The following is a 14,823-nucleotide window of genomic DNA, read 5'->3' on the forward strand; positions in this document are numbered from 1 at the left end:
ACTATCTGAATCAGTCCAAAAGTTTAATTTTTACACTTCTATAATAAATCACACTCTGAGGATCGTGTGCCTGTAAGGCAATTGTTCCTGAACTCAATTTTTTGGTTCCAAGATCTCCTGTTCTATCTTTTGACTCATCGTATTCATTGATGACCTTACCATTGACTTTAACAGTGACTTGATTTCCTTTTACGATTACATGTTCGGTGTACCATTCGCCATCCTCTACAAAAGTCTCCTTTACATCTTTAAAAGAGTAAACTGAGCCGGTTTTTCTCCAATCTCCATGCGTTTGATTGACTTGTATTTCATGCCCTTTATTTGGCCAACCAGTTTCCTGATATTCGGTATGGATGAAAATTCCTGAATTGGCTTTGGGCATAGTCTTTACTTCCACCATCAATTCAAAGTTTTTGAAATCGTGGTTTCCAACCGGGCCATCATAAAAAGCATGACCTCTTGGTCCATCGACTTTGATAGTCTTATCTACGATAGTGAACGAACTGGGATTTTCGGAAATTTTCCATCCGTCGAAATTTTCCCCGTTGAAAAGCTCCACCCATTCCCCACTTTGTGAAAAAGCAGAAACAGAAAGTAAACAGAGGACAAGGAATGCAAATAATTTCTTCATGTGTTTTGGGTTCTAGGTTATTGAGACTATAAGATAGATACTCTTACTGAAAATGCTGATACCATTGAAAAGAAAAAAGGCTCCGGGGATAACCTCGGAGCCTTAGGAATTTAGAGAAACACCTGATTAAAGGTCAATCCCCATAAATGACATGAATGCCAATCCCATAAGACCAGTCAAAAGCATAGTAATACCCAATCCTTTCAGACCATTTGGAACATGAGAATATTTCAATTTTTCACGGATTGCAGCCAAAGCTACTATAGCTAATAAAAAACCAGTACCGGAACCGAATCCATATACAGCAGATTCAGCCAGGGTATAATCTCGTTGTGCCATGAATAGTGAACCACCCAAAATAGCACAGTTTACAGCGATCAAAGGAAGGAATATACCTAACTGCCCGTAAAGTGCAGGTGCAAACTTTTCCACGACCATCTCTACCAGCTGAACCATCGCTGCAATGATGGCGATAAACATGATGAATCTAAGGAAAGACAGGTCAATTGCTACCAAATCGGCACTTACCCAAGTCAGTGCTCCTTCTTTCAGGATAAATTCGTTGAGAAGCCAGTTAACAGGAGTAGTAACAGAAAGAACAAATATAACAGCGGCACCAAGGCCCAAGGCTGTACTTACTTTTTTCGAAACCGCCAAGAAAGAACACATTCCAAGGAAGTAAGCGAAAATCATATTGTCGATAAAGATCGACCGAATAGCTAAACTAAATAATTCCATTTCTAATGTCTTTTAATGTTCTACGTAACCGGTTTTGGTACGCTGTACCCATACAATCAGACCAAGAATAATAAACGCACCAATTGGCGAGACCATCAATCCATTGGTTGCCAAACTAAAGTCTGGACCAAATATGGATGACACGTAATTGTAAACAGGAATCCCAAATACAGAACCTGAACCGAATAATTCTCTGAAGAAAGCAACAGTCAATATAATCCAGGAATATCCCAATGCGGATCCCAAACCATCCAATAAGGAATCGTAAGGCTTATTTCCCATCGCAAATGCTTCCAATCGACCCATTACAATACAGTTGGTAATAATCAAACCGATGAATACCGACAGTTCTTTGTACATATCGTAAGCGAAAGCTTTCAACACTTCACTTACCAAGGTCACCAAAGTAGCCACTACAGCAAGCTGTACGATAATTCTTACCCGTGCAGGAATTGTATTTCGCATCACTGAGATCACAAAATTGGACATCGCGATTACGAAGATTACCGAAATGGCCATAACCAAGGTAGGCTTCATTTGAGTAGTCACAGCCAATGCAGAACAGATACCAAGTACCTGAATGGTGATTGGGTTATCGTCAATCAGGGGATCGGCTACTAATTTTCTTCTACGCTTGGAAAAAAGGGCTTCAGCCGGCTTTTTCTCAATCGCTTTTTCTAAAGTTTCAGCACTCATTATTTAGTGATTATGTGAGTTGAAAATGAATTAAAGACCTGCAACAGCCTGATTGGATGACTTACCCTTAATGAAAGCCTCGTAATGACTCAGGTAAGCCTTCAGCATGTTATTCACTCCGTTGGCAGTAATTGTAGCTCCCGACATGCCATCTACCTTATGGACGTCCCCTGAATAATCCTTTCCTTCACCTTTCATCATTTGAACGGCAACCAATTGTCCGGATTCGTCAAAAACTTTTTTGCCTACGTATCTTTCCTGAACTCCACCTTCGGTAATTCTGGCACCTAATCCCGGAGTTTCTCCAGCGTGAGCCAATGTTATTCCTCCGATGGTATTCATGTCAGTTTCGAGCGCAAGATAGCCCCAAATAGCATCCCAAAGTCCCGCACCATACAGTGGGAAAATGTAGGATTCCACTGCCTCAGGATTTCCTTCTGCATGAAAAACATAGACTGGATACTGTCTGTCGGCTGCAGGTTTCTTATAGAATTTAGCAACCTCCACTTTCTCTGCCGTGACATCACCAGAACTGATCTCTTTTCCATTGATATCCACCACTGTGGAAGCTATTCTTTTGGAATAAAACTCGTTCACTTGCACCGGAGTCATGGCGTCAATTTCTTCAGCGCTTATCACAGCACCCAGAATCTGCTTCTTCTTATCCAGGGCAATTGCTTCCTGCTGCATGGGTCCAAGAACTTGAGAAGTCCCTGAAAGAAGTAGTCCAAGTACAATGGTAAGGACTGCAGAAAATACAATAATGTAAGTGTTAGACTGTTGCACGTTGTAACCTCCTTGTTTTGTTAGCTTTAACTACATAATAATCGATGAGCGGAGCAAACACGTTCATAAATAGAACTGCAAGCATAATTCCTTCAGGATAGGCCGGATTTGTTACCCGGATGATCACAGTGAGCACTCCTATAAGCAAGCCGTAAATCCACTTTCCGGTTTCGGTTTGTGCTGCTGATACGGGATCAGTAGCCATAAATACGATACCAAATGCCAAACCACCCATTACCCAATGATATTGAGGAGGCATAGCCATATATTCATTCACCGCAAGAACATTCAATAAAAGTCCCATAAGGAAAGCACCTGCGAATCCGGAAACTATAATTTTCCAGCTCGCAACTCCAGTACCAATAAGAATAGCTGCTCCAAGTAATGCCATCAAAGTTGATGTCTCTCCAATAGAACCGGGAATCCAACCCATAAATAAATTTGAAAAACTAAACAGGTCAGCACCTAAGGCTGTATTATGCCCGGCTAATGCATCGACTACAGGAACCCCATCAACGCCTGCATTATATGCTACGGCGAGAGCGGTAGCCCCTGAAAAACCATCAATGGCTGTTTTTTCACCAAGATAAGTCCAAACTTGATCTCCAGAAATCTGAGCAGGATAAGCAAAATACAAAAACGCTCTTGCTGTCATGGCCACATTAAGGATATTCATCCCTGTCCCACCAAATACTTCTTTAGCAATCACTACTGCGAAGATTGTCGCTAGTGCAACTTGCCAAAGTGGTGTGGTAGCGGGGACCACCAATGGGATCAACATACCTGTCACCAAAAAGCCTTCGTTAATTGGGTGCTTTCGAATGACGGCAAATACTGCCTCTACCAAACCTCCTGCTGCATAGGCAACGATGACAATCGGGAGTACAAGTTGAAGTCCGATGATTGCCTTATCACCAAAATTATCCAACAACCCGGCAGTAGCACCTGTTGCAAGCAAGCTTTGATGTCCGGTATTATAGATACCAAAAAGCAAACAAGGAATCATAGCGATCACCACTGTGATCATCATACGCTTCAGGTCAATGGCATCCTTTACTTGGGCACCTTTGATTCCTGTGGTATGATTTGGAGAAAAGAGGAAAGTCTCCCCCGCCTCAAATGCATAATATAAACTTTCAAGCTTTCCTCCTTTTTCAAAAAGGGGACGCTGCTTGTCCATCAAATCTCTTAGAAACTTCATATGGATTAACTGTATTGGATTAATTCTATACCTTTTCTTACCAACTCCTGCACGGGGTGCTTGGACACATCGACAAATTCACAAAGTGCCAAATCCTCTTCAACGATTTCATAGATTCCCAATTCTTCCATTTCATCGAAATCTTCTGCCATAATGGCTTTCAATAAATAAACAGGAAGAATATCCATTGGAGTCACCGACTCAAATACACCGGTCTGAACAAATGCTCGCTCCTCACCTCTGCAATTTGAATCAAGAACAAACTCTTTTTTGGGCGTGAGAAATGACAAAAGCCCGAGTGCGCGATGGTAGCTAAGTTTGGAAGCTGTAGGCTTGGCCCATCCCAAAAACTCATAATAGTCACCCTCAGGGATTACTGTGATTTGGTTGTGGTAAAACCCAAGGAAGCCTTCCAAATTGATCTTCTCACCTGTAAGAACATTTCCTGAGATTACTCTAACGTGGCCTGAGTTCAGGTTGCCTTTCACAAAGGTGGAGACATTAGCGCCTACAAAAGTTTTCACGTAAGCCGCTTTGGTCAATTCAGATCCTGTGACAGCAATAATTTTGGACGTATCATATACCCCCTCCAATACTGCTTTACCAATCTGGACAACGCCTGCAGGACTAACCGTCCAAACGAGGTCACCTTTATTGATCGGATCCAAGTGATGAATCTGTATTCCTACATTTCCTGCTGGATGGGGACCAGAAAACTGATTTATTTGGGCATTTTTCACTCCCGAGAAAATCGCATCTACCGGCTTGGAACCATCCACGTTCAAATGAACCTTACCCGGAGTAAGTTTTGCCAAAGCATCAATTCCCGCTTGTAAGTATTTCTCTTCACCCTGAAGCGTAAATCCATAATCAGGGGCTAAAGGATGCGTGTCAAAAGCGGAAATGAAAATAGCCTTTGGTGTATCGGCAGGGTTAGCCACAATCCCAAAAGGTCTTTGAATGATGTTTGGCCAAACTCCGGTTGATGCCAATTTGGCCGCAAGGGAATCTCGATTTTGACTTAAGTCAATTTTACCAAAATTTTCATGAATGACGGTTTTGTCAGCAAGAATTTTGATTTCGAGTAGCTTTCGTCTATCTCCTCTTTTGATCTCGACGATCTCACCGGATACGGGAGATGCGTAGATGACTTGATCCAATGCTTTGTCTACCAAAATGGGAGTCCCAGCCTTTACCGTATCACCTTCATTGACAAGGACTTTCGGACGCTGAAGCCCTATAAAGTCTGTTGGTTTAATGGCGAAAGTTTGAGCTGAGGCGAAATTTGCGATCTCTTTCGAGGCCTTTCCTACCAGTCTGATGTCAAAGCCTTTGTTAAGCTTCACTATTTTAGACATATCTGTTTTTGAACTATGAGCTATTGAAAAACGCCCCAAATCTAAAGAAAAACCAATTGAATTAGCGCTTATATCGGATTAAATGTTCGAACTTTTGATACAGGGTACCTCGGCGAATATCAGGCATGAAGCATATTTTCTTCTAAAGACTCCACATAGGATTTCACTTGTTCCATGAGCCACATCGGGGTAGATGTAGCTCCGCAAATCCCAATTTTATCCTCAACGCTAAACCACTCAGGGTCCAACTCTGTTTCATTTTCTATAAAATAACTCCTCGGGTTTTCACCTAAACAAATCTGGTAAAGCGCCTTCCCGTTGGAGCTTTTTTTACCCGATACGAAAAGGATCACATCATTTTCCTGAGCAAATTTCTTCAGCTGTGGCTCACGGTTGGAAACTTGGCGGCAGATTGAATCATTGGCATTGTAGTCCAGTTCTGTCAACTCACCTTTGGCTGACTTAATCCTATCTTCTATTTTTTGGGATAGATCGTAAAAGCCTTTTGTACTTTTGGTAGTTTGGCTGAATAGCGTGACCGGGCGACTGTAATCAATCTTTTCTAGGTCTGAATCCTCCATGACGACCACCGCTTTTTCCAGCGTTTGACCGGTCAGTCCGATTACTTCTGCATGACCCTTTTTCCCATAAATTACGATCTGACCATTCTCACGCTCCATCTTGTCAAATGCATTTTTGACCCGATTCTGAAGCTTGAGCACTACCGGGCAGGACGCATCAATGAGTTCGATATTATTTTCAATAGCGGTTCTATAAGTCTCAGGAGGCTCGCCATGCGCCCGAATGAGCACTTTACAATTTGTCAACTCCTGCAACTGATCTCGGTCAATGACTACAAGGCCTTTTTCACGGAGTCGTTTGACTTCCATGTCATTGTGAACAATATCTCCCAGACAATACAGCTGATCGCTGTTTTGCATTTCATCTTCGGCCATTTTAATGGCAAACTCGACTCCAAAGCAATAGCCCGAATTTCTATCTATGGTTACTTGCATGCTCTTTTTCCTTATCGATTACATCTTTTGCCAACTGCACGATCTGTGCAACCTGTCTCTCAAAAGTAAGATTACTCGTGTCTATTTCAACAGCATCGGGAACCTTAATCAATGGGCTTTCTGCCCTGGATGAATCTATGCGATCCCGCTCCGCCAGATTATTCTTTATATCCTCCAACTCCACCAATTCTCCTTTTTCAAACAATTCCTGCTGCCTTCTCATTGATCTGGTTTCCAAATCAGCAGTCATAAAAACTTTCAGTTCAGCTTTAGGAAATACCACAGATCCAATGTCTCTCCCATCCATTACTACGCCTTTTTTCTTCCCTAAACGCTTTTGTTGAGCAACCAGTTCTTTTCTGATTTCTTTAACTGTAGCTATCTCACTGACTTTTTGTGAGACAGGCATGCTTCTGATTTCATCCTCCACATTGAGTCCATTGAGATACGTCTCCTGAATGCCTGTATCGGGATTTAAATGGAAAGAAATGTCAAGAGTTTCCAGACCTTTTGCAACATCCTGTGGATTAGAAGCGGAGAGGTAATTATTCAAAAAATGTAATGTGGCCGCACGATACATGGCTCCCGAATCTATATAGGTGAAGCCCAAATCCTTGGCTACTGCCTTTGCAGTAGAACTTTTCCCACACCCTGAATATCCATCTATGGCAACGACGATTTTACCCATCAATAAAATCCTGTCTTGGTTTCCTTATTAATTTTGGGCAAATATAGTAGTTTTAATCTTATCCTTTCTCCAATCTGTGAATACCCGATAATCCAATCGGATGCAGGCTCACTGATCGTTAATCAATCAACCATGAAAATTCAAGGAAATCTTGTTGACATCTCCAATCGAAAAATTTACCCTGCAGAAATTGAAGTTGCCAATGGTAAAATCCTTAAAATCGAAAAGATAAAACCTAAAAGCTCACTGCCTTTTCTGATGCCTGGATTTATAGATTCGCATGTCCATGTGGAGTCTTCAATGCTTGTACCCTCCGAATTTGCCCGCCTCGCTGTGGTCCATGGCACCGTAGCCACTATATCTGACCCCCATGAGATCGCTAATGTGTGTGGGATGCAAGGAGTTGAATACATGATCGATAATGGGAAACAGGTGCCATTCAAATTCTATTTCGGAGCACCTTCCTGTGTCCCTGCCACTCCTTTTGAAACAGCCGGTGGAGAAATCAGCGCTGAAGACATCGAAGACTTGATGAAAAGAACTGAAATCCATTACCTTGCAGAGATGATGAACTGGCCCGGAACTGTAAATCGGGATCCTTTGGTGATGCAGAAAATACAAATTTCTAAAAAATATGGAAAGCCAATCGATGGACATGCCCCAGGGTTAAAAGGAGAATTGGCCGCAAAATACATCAGTGCAGGACCAAGTACGGATCATGAATGTTTTACAGCTGAAGAGGGCCGGGAAAAACTACGCTTAGGAATGAAAATCGCCATCCGCGAAGGTTCTGCAGCCAAAAACTTTGATGCACTTATAGACCTCATCGATGAATATCCGGAGATGATCATGTTCTGTTCGGATGACAAGCATCCGGACAATCTTGCAGTAAGCCACATCAATGAATTGGTAACAAGAGCAATCACCAAAGGGAAGAATTTATTTGACGTTCTAAAGGCTGCTTGTCTAACTCCAATTTCCCACTATTCCCTGAATGTCGGACAACTTAGAATAGGAGACCCTGCTGATTTTATTATTGTAAAAGACCTTGAGAAATTTGAAGTCCAGGCGACTTATATCAATGGGCAAAAATTGGCCGAGAATGGAAAAACCTTAATCCCAAAAGTCAAAAATAAAGTCATTAACAACTTCAATACTCCCCTCAAAACCCCGAATGACTTCAAACTTGCTACAAGTACTGCCAAAGTCCGGGTCATTGAAGCCTTGGATGGGCAGTTGATCACTCCTGAAATTCAGGGAGAAATATTAATCAAAGATGGTTTTGCGGAATCCAATCCTGAAAAGGACATATTGAAAATCACTGTGGTGAATCGCTACTTCGATGCACCTCCGGCAGTTGCCTTCATCAAAAATTTTGGACTGAAATCCGGAGCCATTGCCTCATCGGTAGGCCACGATTCCCATAATATTATAGCAGTCGGAGTGGATGACCATGCTATCTGCAGCGCTGTCAATCTGATCATTGAGTCCAAAGGGGGAATTTCAGCGGTATCCGGAGAAAAAGAAAATATTCTTCCCCTACCCGTAGGCGGAATCATGTCACCTGAAGACGGATATGAGGTAGCCAAGGCTTACACCAAGATCGATCAACTGGCAAAGGAAATGGGCTCAACTTTGAATTCCCCATTTATGACGCTCAGCTTTATGGGCTTGCTTGTCATTCCTGATTTGAAGCTCAGCGACAAAGGATTGTTTAACGGACAGAAATTTGAATTCACCGAGGTTTTCATTTAGAACTCAATCAAGATAGTTTGCTTTCCATTATACACAAAAAAAGCAGCGCCTTGAGAGCGCTGCTTTTAATTTGATTAACTGAGCAGATTATCTCAGACCAGCTGGCCAAGGTTTACCTGCATTTGATTTGATCGCTACAGTACCAAATTCACCATAAGTATTGACCCATTCGATGGTCAAAACACTAGGAGTGGCACTTAGAACCTTCATCGAATAACTGTCCCCATACTTATCAGTACCTGTCATAGTCAAGCGACCGCAAGCATCGTTGATTCTTACGTTTCCACTACCCCATGTATCAGGATAGCAAGCTTGCCATGCACCAAATGTACCATCCAATACAGTGTAGGACCCTGGAGTTGCAGCAACTGCTGTCAATGTAGTAGAACCTGAAAATTTCTTGCTACAGAAAGTCTCCAAAGCATCGAAAGCGTAAGTGCCTGCTAAATCAGAAGGACAGATCACACTGACAGGGTATTGGAATGGAGAATTATAGAACGGAGCGCCTGCGACGTTGGTAGTCACGTTATTGGATGAGAAAGATCGTCCGAACTTATCATTCAACACCAATCTAAACTCAAACACGTCTCCACCTTCGATCTGCGCGGAAGTCAAACCTACAGCCGCGATCGTCTCAGCAGCAGTGATTTCAAAGGAAGTCCTTAGAAATCTTGTCTCGGTATTTGGCTTAAAGTCAGCTGCCTGTAGCGTCTTAACGATGACGTCATTAGTCGGGGTATACTTCAAACCAACTCCCGGGATTAATCTTCTGTGTCTAACCCTGATTTCTACATTAGAAACTGTAGCTCCATCTTCTTTATCTACTGCTTCCAAAGTCAACGCGAACTTGGATCCAGCAAGATTAAAGAAGTTAAACGTGGTACTCGTTCTAGCGATGGTTCTCAAATATGCTCCTGTGTCGAATGTACTGTATGGAACATTTGGTTCCACAGAATCTCGACAAGAACTTAGAAAGATGAGCGCCATGGCTAATAAGCCGAAACTATATTTTAGCATTTTCATTTTTTCTGATTTTTCGGTTAGTAAATCCAAGGCGATGCAGGATTTGTATCCCAGAAAGTCTTCACTGCCAAATTTGGCTTTTGGACAGCATTCGTGTTAGTCACCATGTAATTGTTCGGATACAAGAAGGTTCTGATGAACGGACCCGGATTCTCTTCCAAAGCAGGCTGCATTCTTAGAGGCATACCTGTTCTTCTGTAGAGATCATAGGATTCTTTTCCATTACCAAACAGCGCCAACCAATATTCTACTGCCACTACATTCATTTTAGCACTGTTATTTGCTGCAGCATCAAATTGGTTTCCTACATAAGCCACATAATTATCCCTTGATCTAGTGAATTGATCAGCAGGATCAAAGGCGCTAATTACAGAACCCTCTGCTGTCGTCAAAGACCATGAACGGACATAGTTCATTTGCTTTGTAATCCCTGAAAGCAGTAAGGTTTTGGCATTTCCGGTTGTACCCAAGGTCAAAGCAGCCTCAGCAAGCATAAAGTCCACATAGGCCGCGAGCATAATCGGGTGAATACCGGCACCTCTTCCTCCTAAGGCAGGATTGTTAACTGGTGCAGCAGAGTTATTGTCAAATCTTCCTGCCGATGGATAAACACCATAAGCTGTTCTTTTCAATCCATCCGGTGGAATACCATCTGGATCCAGGTGATCTCTACCCCAATAACCTCTTGTGCCTGGGTTACAGTAGATAAAAGCACCTACCAGATATTGAGGAGGAGCAAGCTGAGTAATACACTCCTGCTCGTCCGGATTGGTCGTATTGACCAAAACCTGTCGGTAGAAGTAGTAACGCGCTCTTGGATCATCAAATCCTTTCTCCTCTGTCAATCTCCACATGTAGGAAGTAGACTGATAGTCACCACCACCTGCAGTATATTGGCCTCCGAACTTTGGATGTCTGGAATCTGGATCAGCCGCTGTAGTACCAAATTGGAACACGAAATCATCACCTGCCTTCAGCATATTATCCTGTGCAATCAATGCGTTGATCCCTGCTGTAGATGCAGCCGCAGCTACAAGTTTGGTATTGAGGTAATATTTCAACTTAAGCGTATTCACCATTCTCACCCACCTCGTGTAATTCCTGTTGTAGAAATAATCATTAGGAGTCCCCGATGTGGTAGCCACAGTGAAATGTCCCTGTGCCTCATTCAACAGCTTGAGTGCTGCTTCATAAATTGAAGCACCTGTATCCGTCTTTGGATTGAAATTAGCCGCATCAATTGCTTCCGTAAATGGTACATCTCCATAAGTATCGACCAAATCCATCAAAACCATTGCTTTGATGGTCTTTGCAATACCTAGGTGCCGCTGCAAGTTTGCTGCTGTTGCCAAGGGCTCAAGAAATTTAATATCTGCTAAGATATTGGCATAGGCATTTGTCCAAGTTCCATTCGTAGAAGGAGGAGTGTATGCAGCTTCATATAATGCAGATCCTTGATTGATCTGACGGGTAAGACGCGCTCCTCTGTCAGCCAATCCAAACCAGTGAGACTGGTAATCCAATTGGATTCTGTTCAATAGAAAATCCGGAGATGCAGTTTGCGCATTGACTGCATTCGGGTTTTCCAGCAATTCTTCCAATTTTTCATCACAAGACGTGGCAAATACCAAAGTGGTAGCTACCGTCAGTCCGTATATAAATCTTTTCATTTTCATGTCTATTAAGGGTTAGAAAGTAAGAGTTAACGTTCCACCCACTCTTCTCGAGCTAGGACCAGTCACAAAGTCAAATCCAAGGCCATTACCAACACCCGTTCCCAAAACATCAACATCAAAGTTCATGTTAGGCGGGAAGTTCAATGCTAAAAACCAAAGGTTTGTACCACTCAGCGCAAATGAAGCTCTCTTGAACGGAGTTTTTGACATCAGCGAGTTTGGCAACTGGTAGGCGAGGGAAATCTCTCTCAATCGAACCATGGATCCATCAAACACATTCGGCTCATCCGTTGCTCCTTGGTAACCTCCAAAGAAGTAATCAGAGGCAGTAATTTGTTGGTCGTTAGGAATGTATTTTGGAGTTCCGTCTGCGTTTGTTCCGTCCTGTCTTACACCTGGCAGAATGAAAGTCAACTCTCTGTCGACAACCGGATCTTTGGTAACACCTCGAGCCAATGTTGCGGTAACGGTACTTGAGTAGACAACGCCACGATGTCTATATTCCATCATTACGTTCAGGTTAAAGCCCTTATAAGTAAATCCGTTAATCCAAGATCCTGTCCAGGCCGGGTTTGGATCACCCAACACAACAAGATCAACTGCCGGCTTGTGTAATCCATTCGACAAAATAATAGGCTGCCCGTCAGGAGCTCTATCGAAACCAACACCTTTGATCACGTTGAAAGGCTGACCTGGAATGGCAAAGTTACCCAAGGTAGTAAAACCTGATACCACCACTTCCTGTAAACCTCCACCCAACTCAATAACTTCGGTTCGGTAAGTAGACCAGTTGATCGTAGAGTTCCACTGAAAACCAGAAGGAGTAGAAATTGGAGTGACAGTAGCTTGAAGCTCAGCTCCTCTTGTTCTAATCTGACCAATGTTGATCGCAGTAGAAGTAAATCCAGTAGCTGGATCGATTGGAGATTGAGTGATCAAGTCTCTTGTATTCTTCTCATACAAGGAAAGATCAAATCTCAATTTATTGTTGAACATCACCGCTTCAACACCAAATTCCAATTCACCATGAAGCTCAGGTCTTAGATTTGGATTACCCAAAACATTCGCTACTGAGTGCGTTTGAGTGATCCCACCGCGATCAAATGCTCGGGCAGACTGAGAAAGAATATTTCTGGTACTGTAAGGGCTTGGATAACCTGCCGATGTACCATATCCCAATCTAAGCTTCAAGTCATTCAAAGTAGAAGATCCCCAATCAAATGCTGTGGTAGGGATAAACGAAAGGGAAGCTCCAGGATAAAGGATACTTCTGTTTTCGGCTTCAACAGTGGAAGTCCAGTCATTTCTCGCTGAAAGGTTCAAGAACAAGTAGTCAGAATAATCAAGCGTGATGTTAGAATATACACCATATCTTCTTTCTTCCTGAGTATAAGTCATCGTTCCTCCTGAATAAGCATCATTACTGGATGAATTTTGGAAGTTGGAGTGACGGAATAATCCGAAGGCCAATTGACCCTGAGAAGCGACGCCGTTTTGTGCATAGTTATCATAACGGGAGTTACCACCTAACAACACACTCATACTGAACTTATCGGAGAATTCTTTCTTCCAATTCAAGATCAAGTCCTGGTTCCAGATGGTATTGGTAATATTAACGGTTCTGTAATACCCGGAGTTGGTAGCCAAGTTTGCAGATGGTCCTCCCTTATTGTATCTCAATTCCTGCAGTTCAGTGTAAGTATCTAGACCCAATCTGTACGTCAGAGAGAAGTTGTCACTGATGTCGTAATTCAATGAGGTAGAATTAAAGAAACGCTGCACATCAGAAGAGTTTACATAATTTCTTACCAACCAGTTAGGGTTAACAATGTCATTTCCACCGCGGAAATAAACAGAAGCTTTAGTAACTGGATCTTCAAAAGGCAAACCAGCCAAATCCACGGAACGGGGAGTGAAGAGCACGTGGCCGAAAACTGAAGGAATTGCACTACCTGATCCAAATGATGCATTCACAGGAGGCGATAGCAAATCAGTGATGGAGAAAGTAAAGGATGAGTTTACTGACAACTTGTCGCTGATTGCTGAGTTGATTCCCAAGCCGAAATTGTATTTCTGCAGGTTATTTCCAGGCAAATAGCCTTCCTCATCTGTGTATCCAAAACTGGCATTGAAGCCTGTTTTATCAGATCCACCTGCGACTTGTACGGAGGTATTTGAGATCAAACCTGTCTTGAAGAATACTTTAGATGGATCATCATAAGCTTTGTATTCATATCTCACAGGTGTACCACCGACAATACCATCTACCCAAAATTGCGGAAATGCATTTCTAATGGAAGCAACGGACGATGTCGCATAAGGGTGTGCAATTGTCAATCCCTGATCCATTCTAGGGCCAAAGTTAGAGAAGAAGAAACCCGGAGCCTGCTGGAAACCATTACCATATACCTGACCATATGTTGGCAAGGAAGCCGCTTCGTTGGTAAATACAGATTGGTTGATGGTTACTTCAGCTGCTTTCCTCTTGGATGCACCGGATTTGGTGGTAATAAGGATTACCCCATTTCTACCTTGGTCACCGTAAAGAACTGTCGCAGAAAGGCCTTTCAGTACAGACATGCTTTCGATGTTGTTTGGATCGATATCCAAGAATCGGGAAGATGTCGTTCCACCGCCTTGATTGAAGCCGTTTTGGTTGTTCGTAGACGTATTAAAAGGAACACCGTCTACAACGAATAGCGGCTGGTTAGAACCAGTTGCTGAGGAATAACCACGGATTACCATGTTGGTACCGGATCCTGACATCCCGTTGGTAGAAGTGATACTTACGCCAGGAACCTTGCCCTGAAGAACTCGAGCCACGTCAGACTCAGGACGATTCTCCAGTTGCTCATTGCCCACTGTAGTTACTGCGTAACCCAGTGCTTTTTTCTCTCTTTCGATACCGATCGCCGTTACTACCACTTCGGATAGTTGCGACGCGTCAGTTGTTAGAGTGATGTTGACTACGGATCGGTTGCCTATTGTCTCTTCCTGGGATTTTAGACCCACAAAAGAGAAAATCAAGACATTAGATCCCGCCGGTACACTGATAGAGTAATTACCATCCAAATCGGTGGTAGTACCTACTGTCGTACCCTTGACGAGAACCGTTGCCCCTGGCAACCCTAGTCCGTCTTCCTCGGAAATTACCGTACCGGTAATTACCCGTTGTTGCGCCGACACCTCGAAGCTGAGGGTCATGGTGAAAAGCGCAACAACAAAGAGTAAAGCTTTTCTCATAAGGTATTTAGT

General features: G+C 42.9%; 12 protein-coding genes. 1 reads left to right on the forward strand and 11 read right to left on the reverse strand.

What is annotated here, in order from left to right; all coding sequences use genetic code 11:
• Positions 1-10 precede the first annotated feature (10 nt).
• From Q8M62_RS16915 to cmk, 8 genes are all read right to left on the reverse strand, one after another.
• A complete protein-coding gene (locus Q8M62_RS16915) occupies positions 11-631 on the reverse strand; it encodes a DUF1080 domain-containing protein (RefSeq protein ID WP_304899314.1) in 621 nt (206 codons plus the stop codon).
• A 126-nt stretch (positions 632-757) separates the two neighbouring features.
• Positions 758-1,369: an NADH:ubiquinone reductase (Na(+)-transporting) subunit E gene (nqrE, locus tag Q8M62_RS16920; protein WP_092729120.1), complete on the reverse strand. Its 612-nt coding sequence runs from the start codon at positions 1,367-1,369 to the stop codon at positions 758-760.
• 12 nt (positions 1,370-1,381) lie between these two features.
• On the reverse strand, positions 1,382-2,065 hold the full coding sequence (locus Q8M62_RS16925; RefSeq protein ID WP_304899315.1) for an NADH:ubiquinone reductase (Na(+)-transporting) subunit D: 684 nt from the start codon (positions 2,063-2,065) through the stop codon (positions 1,382-1,384).
• A 30-nt stretch (positions 2,066-2,095) separates the two neighbouring features.
• On the reverse strand, positions 2,096-2,851 hold the full coding sequence (gene nqrC / locus Q8M62_RS16930) for an NADH:ubiquinone reductase (Na(+)-transporting) subunit C (protein WP_304899316.1): 756 nt from the start codon (positions 2,849-2,851) through the stop codon (positions 2,096-2,098).
• Complete coding sequence (locus Q8M62_RS16935) at positions 2,838-4,052, reverse strand: NADH:ubiquinone reductase (Na(+)-transporting) subunit B (protein WP_304899317.1); 1,215 nt, start codon at positions 4,050-4,052, stop codon at positions 2,838-2,840. Before Q8M62_RS16935 ends, nqrC begins: the two co-directional genes overlap by 14 nt.
• A gap of 5 nt (positions 4,053-4,057) precedes the next feature.
• The gene (locus tag Q8M62_RS16940) at positions 4,058-5,410 is read right to left on the reverse strand and encodes a Na(+)-translocating NADH-quinone reductase subunit A (protein ID WP_304899318.1); all 1,353 of its coding nucleotides are present in this window, start codon (positions 5,408-5,410) and stop codon (positions 4,058-4,060) included.
• Between the two features lie 119 nt (positions 5,411-5,529).
• Positions 5,530-6,426 carry a 4-hydroxy-3-methylbut-2-enyl diphosphate reductase gene (locus tag Q8M62_RS16945; protein WP_304899319.1) on the reverse strand — a complete coding sequence of 299 codons (897 nt, stop codon included), beginning with the start codon at positions 6,424-6,426 and terminating at the stop codon, positions 5,530-5,532.
• Positions 6,407-7,114: a (d)CMP kinase gene (gene cmk, locus Q8M62_RS16950; RefSeq protein WP_304899320.1), complete on the reverse strand. Its 708-nt coding sequence runs from the start codon at positions 7,112-7,114 to the stop codon at positions 6,407-6,409. The genes Q8M62_RS16945 and cmk overlap by 20 nt, the downstream gene beginning before the upstream one ends.
• Positions 7,115-7,246: 132 nt before the next feature.
• Here cmk and ade point away from each other — a divergent pair, with 132 nt between their 5' ends.
• Positions 7,247-8,869: an adenine deaminase gene (gene ade, locus Q8M62_RS16955; protein ID WP_304899321.1), complete on the forward strand. Its 1,623-nt coding sequence runs from the start codon at positions 7,247-7,249 to the stop codon at positions 8,867-8,869.
• An 87-nt stretch (positions 8,870-8,956) separates the two neighbouring features.
• On the opposite strand, the gene Q8M62_RS16960 is transcribed toward ade, so the two are convergent.
• The 3 genes from Q8M62_RS16960 to Q8M62_RS16970 are packed head-to-tail and all read right to left on the reverse strand — an operon-like array spanning position 8,957 to position 14,811.
• The gene (locus tag Q8M62_RS16960; RefSeq protein WP_305668228.1) at positions 8,957-9,892 is read right to left on the reverse strand and encodes a hypothetical protein; all 936 of its coding nucleotides are present in this window, start codon (positions 9,890-9,892) and stop codon (positions 8,957-8,959) included.
• Positions 9,893-9,909: 17 nt separating this feature from the next.
• On the reverse strand, positions 9,910-11,562 hold the full coding sequence (locus Q8M62_RS16965) for a SusD/RagB family nutrient-binding outer membrane lipoprotein (RefSeq protein ID WP_304899323.1): 1,653 nt from the start codon (positions 11,560-11,562) through the stop codon (positions 9,910-9,912).
• 18 nt (positions 11,563-11,580) lie between these two features.
• Positions 11,581-14,811: a SusC/RagA family TonB-linked outer membrane protein gene (locus Q8M62_RS16970; RefSeq protein ID WP_304899324.1), complete on the reverse strand. Its 3,231-nt coding sequence runs from the start codon at positions 14,809-14,811 to the stop codon at positions 11,581-11,583.
• Positions 14,812-14,823: the final 12 nt, after the last annotated feature.

It is taken from the genome of Algoriphagus sp. (assembly GCF_030694375.1).
Lineage (GTDB): Bacteria > Bacteroidota > Bacteroidia > Cytophagales > Cyclobacteriaceae > Algoriphagus.

Coding starts and splice junctions, on each gene's coding strand:
- Q8M62_RS16935 (WP_304899317.1), bottom strand. CDS start 4,052: ATGAAGTTTCTAAGAGATTTGATGGACAAGCAGCGTCCCCTTTTTGAA.
- Q8M62_RS16945 (WP_304899319.1), bottom strand. CDS start 6,426: ATGCAAGTAACCATAGATAGAAATTCGGGCTATTGCTTTGGAGTCGAG.
- Q8M62_RS16915 (WP_304899314.1), bottom strand. CDS start 631: ATGAAGAAATTATTTGCATTCCTTGTCCTCTGTTTACTTTCTGTTTCT.
- Q8M62_RS16960 (WP_305668228.1), bottom strand. CDS start 9,892: ATGAAAATGCTAAAATATAGTTTCGGCTTATTAGCCATGGCGCTCATC.
- nqrE (WP_092729120.1), bottom strand. CDS start 1,369: ATGGAATTATTTAGTTTAGCTATTCGGTCGATCTTTATCGACAATATG.
- Q8M62_RS16970 (WP_304899324.1), bottom strand. CDS start 14,811: ATGAGAAAAGCTTTACTCTTTGTTGTTGCGCTTTTCACCATGACCCTC.
- Q8M62_RS16940 (WP_304899318.1), bottom strand. CDS start 5,410: ATGTCTAAAATAGTGAAGCTTAACAAAGGCTTTGACATCAGACTGGTA.
- Q8M62_RS16965 (WP_304899323.1), bottom strand. CDS start 11,562: ATGAAAAGATTTATATACGGACTGACGGTAGCTACCACTTTGGTATTT.
- cmk (WP_304899320.1), bottom strand. CDS start 7,114: ATGGGTAAAATCGTCGTTGCCATAGATGGATATTCAGGGTGTGGGAAA.
- Q8M62_RS16925 (WP_304899315.1), bottom strand. CDS start 2,065: ATGAGTGCTGAAACTTTAGAAAAAGCGATTGAGAAAAAGCCGGCTGAA.
- ade (WP_304899321.1), top strand. CDS start 7,247: ATGAAAATTCAAGGAAATCTTGTTGACATCTCCAATCGAAAAATTTAC.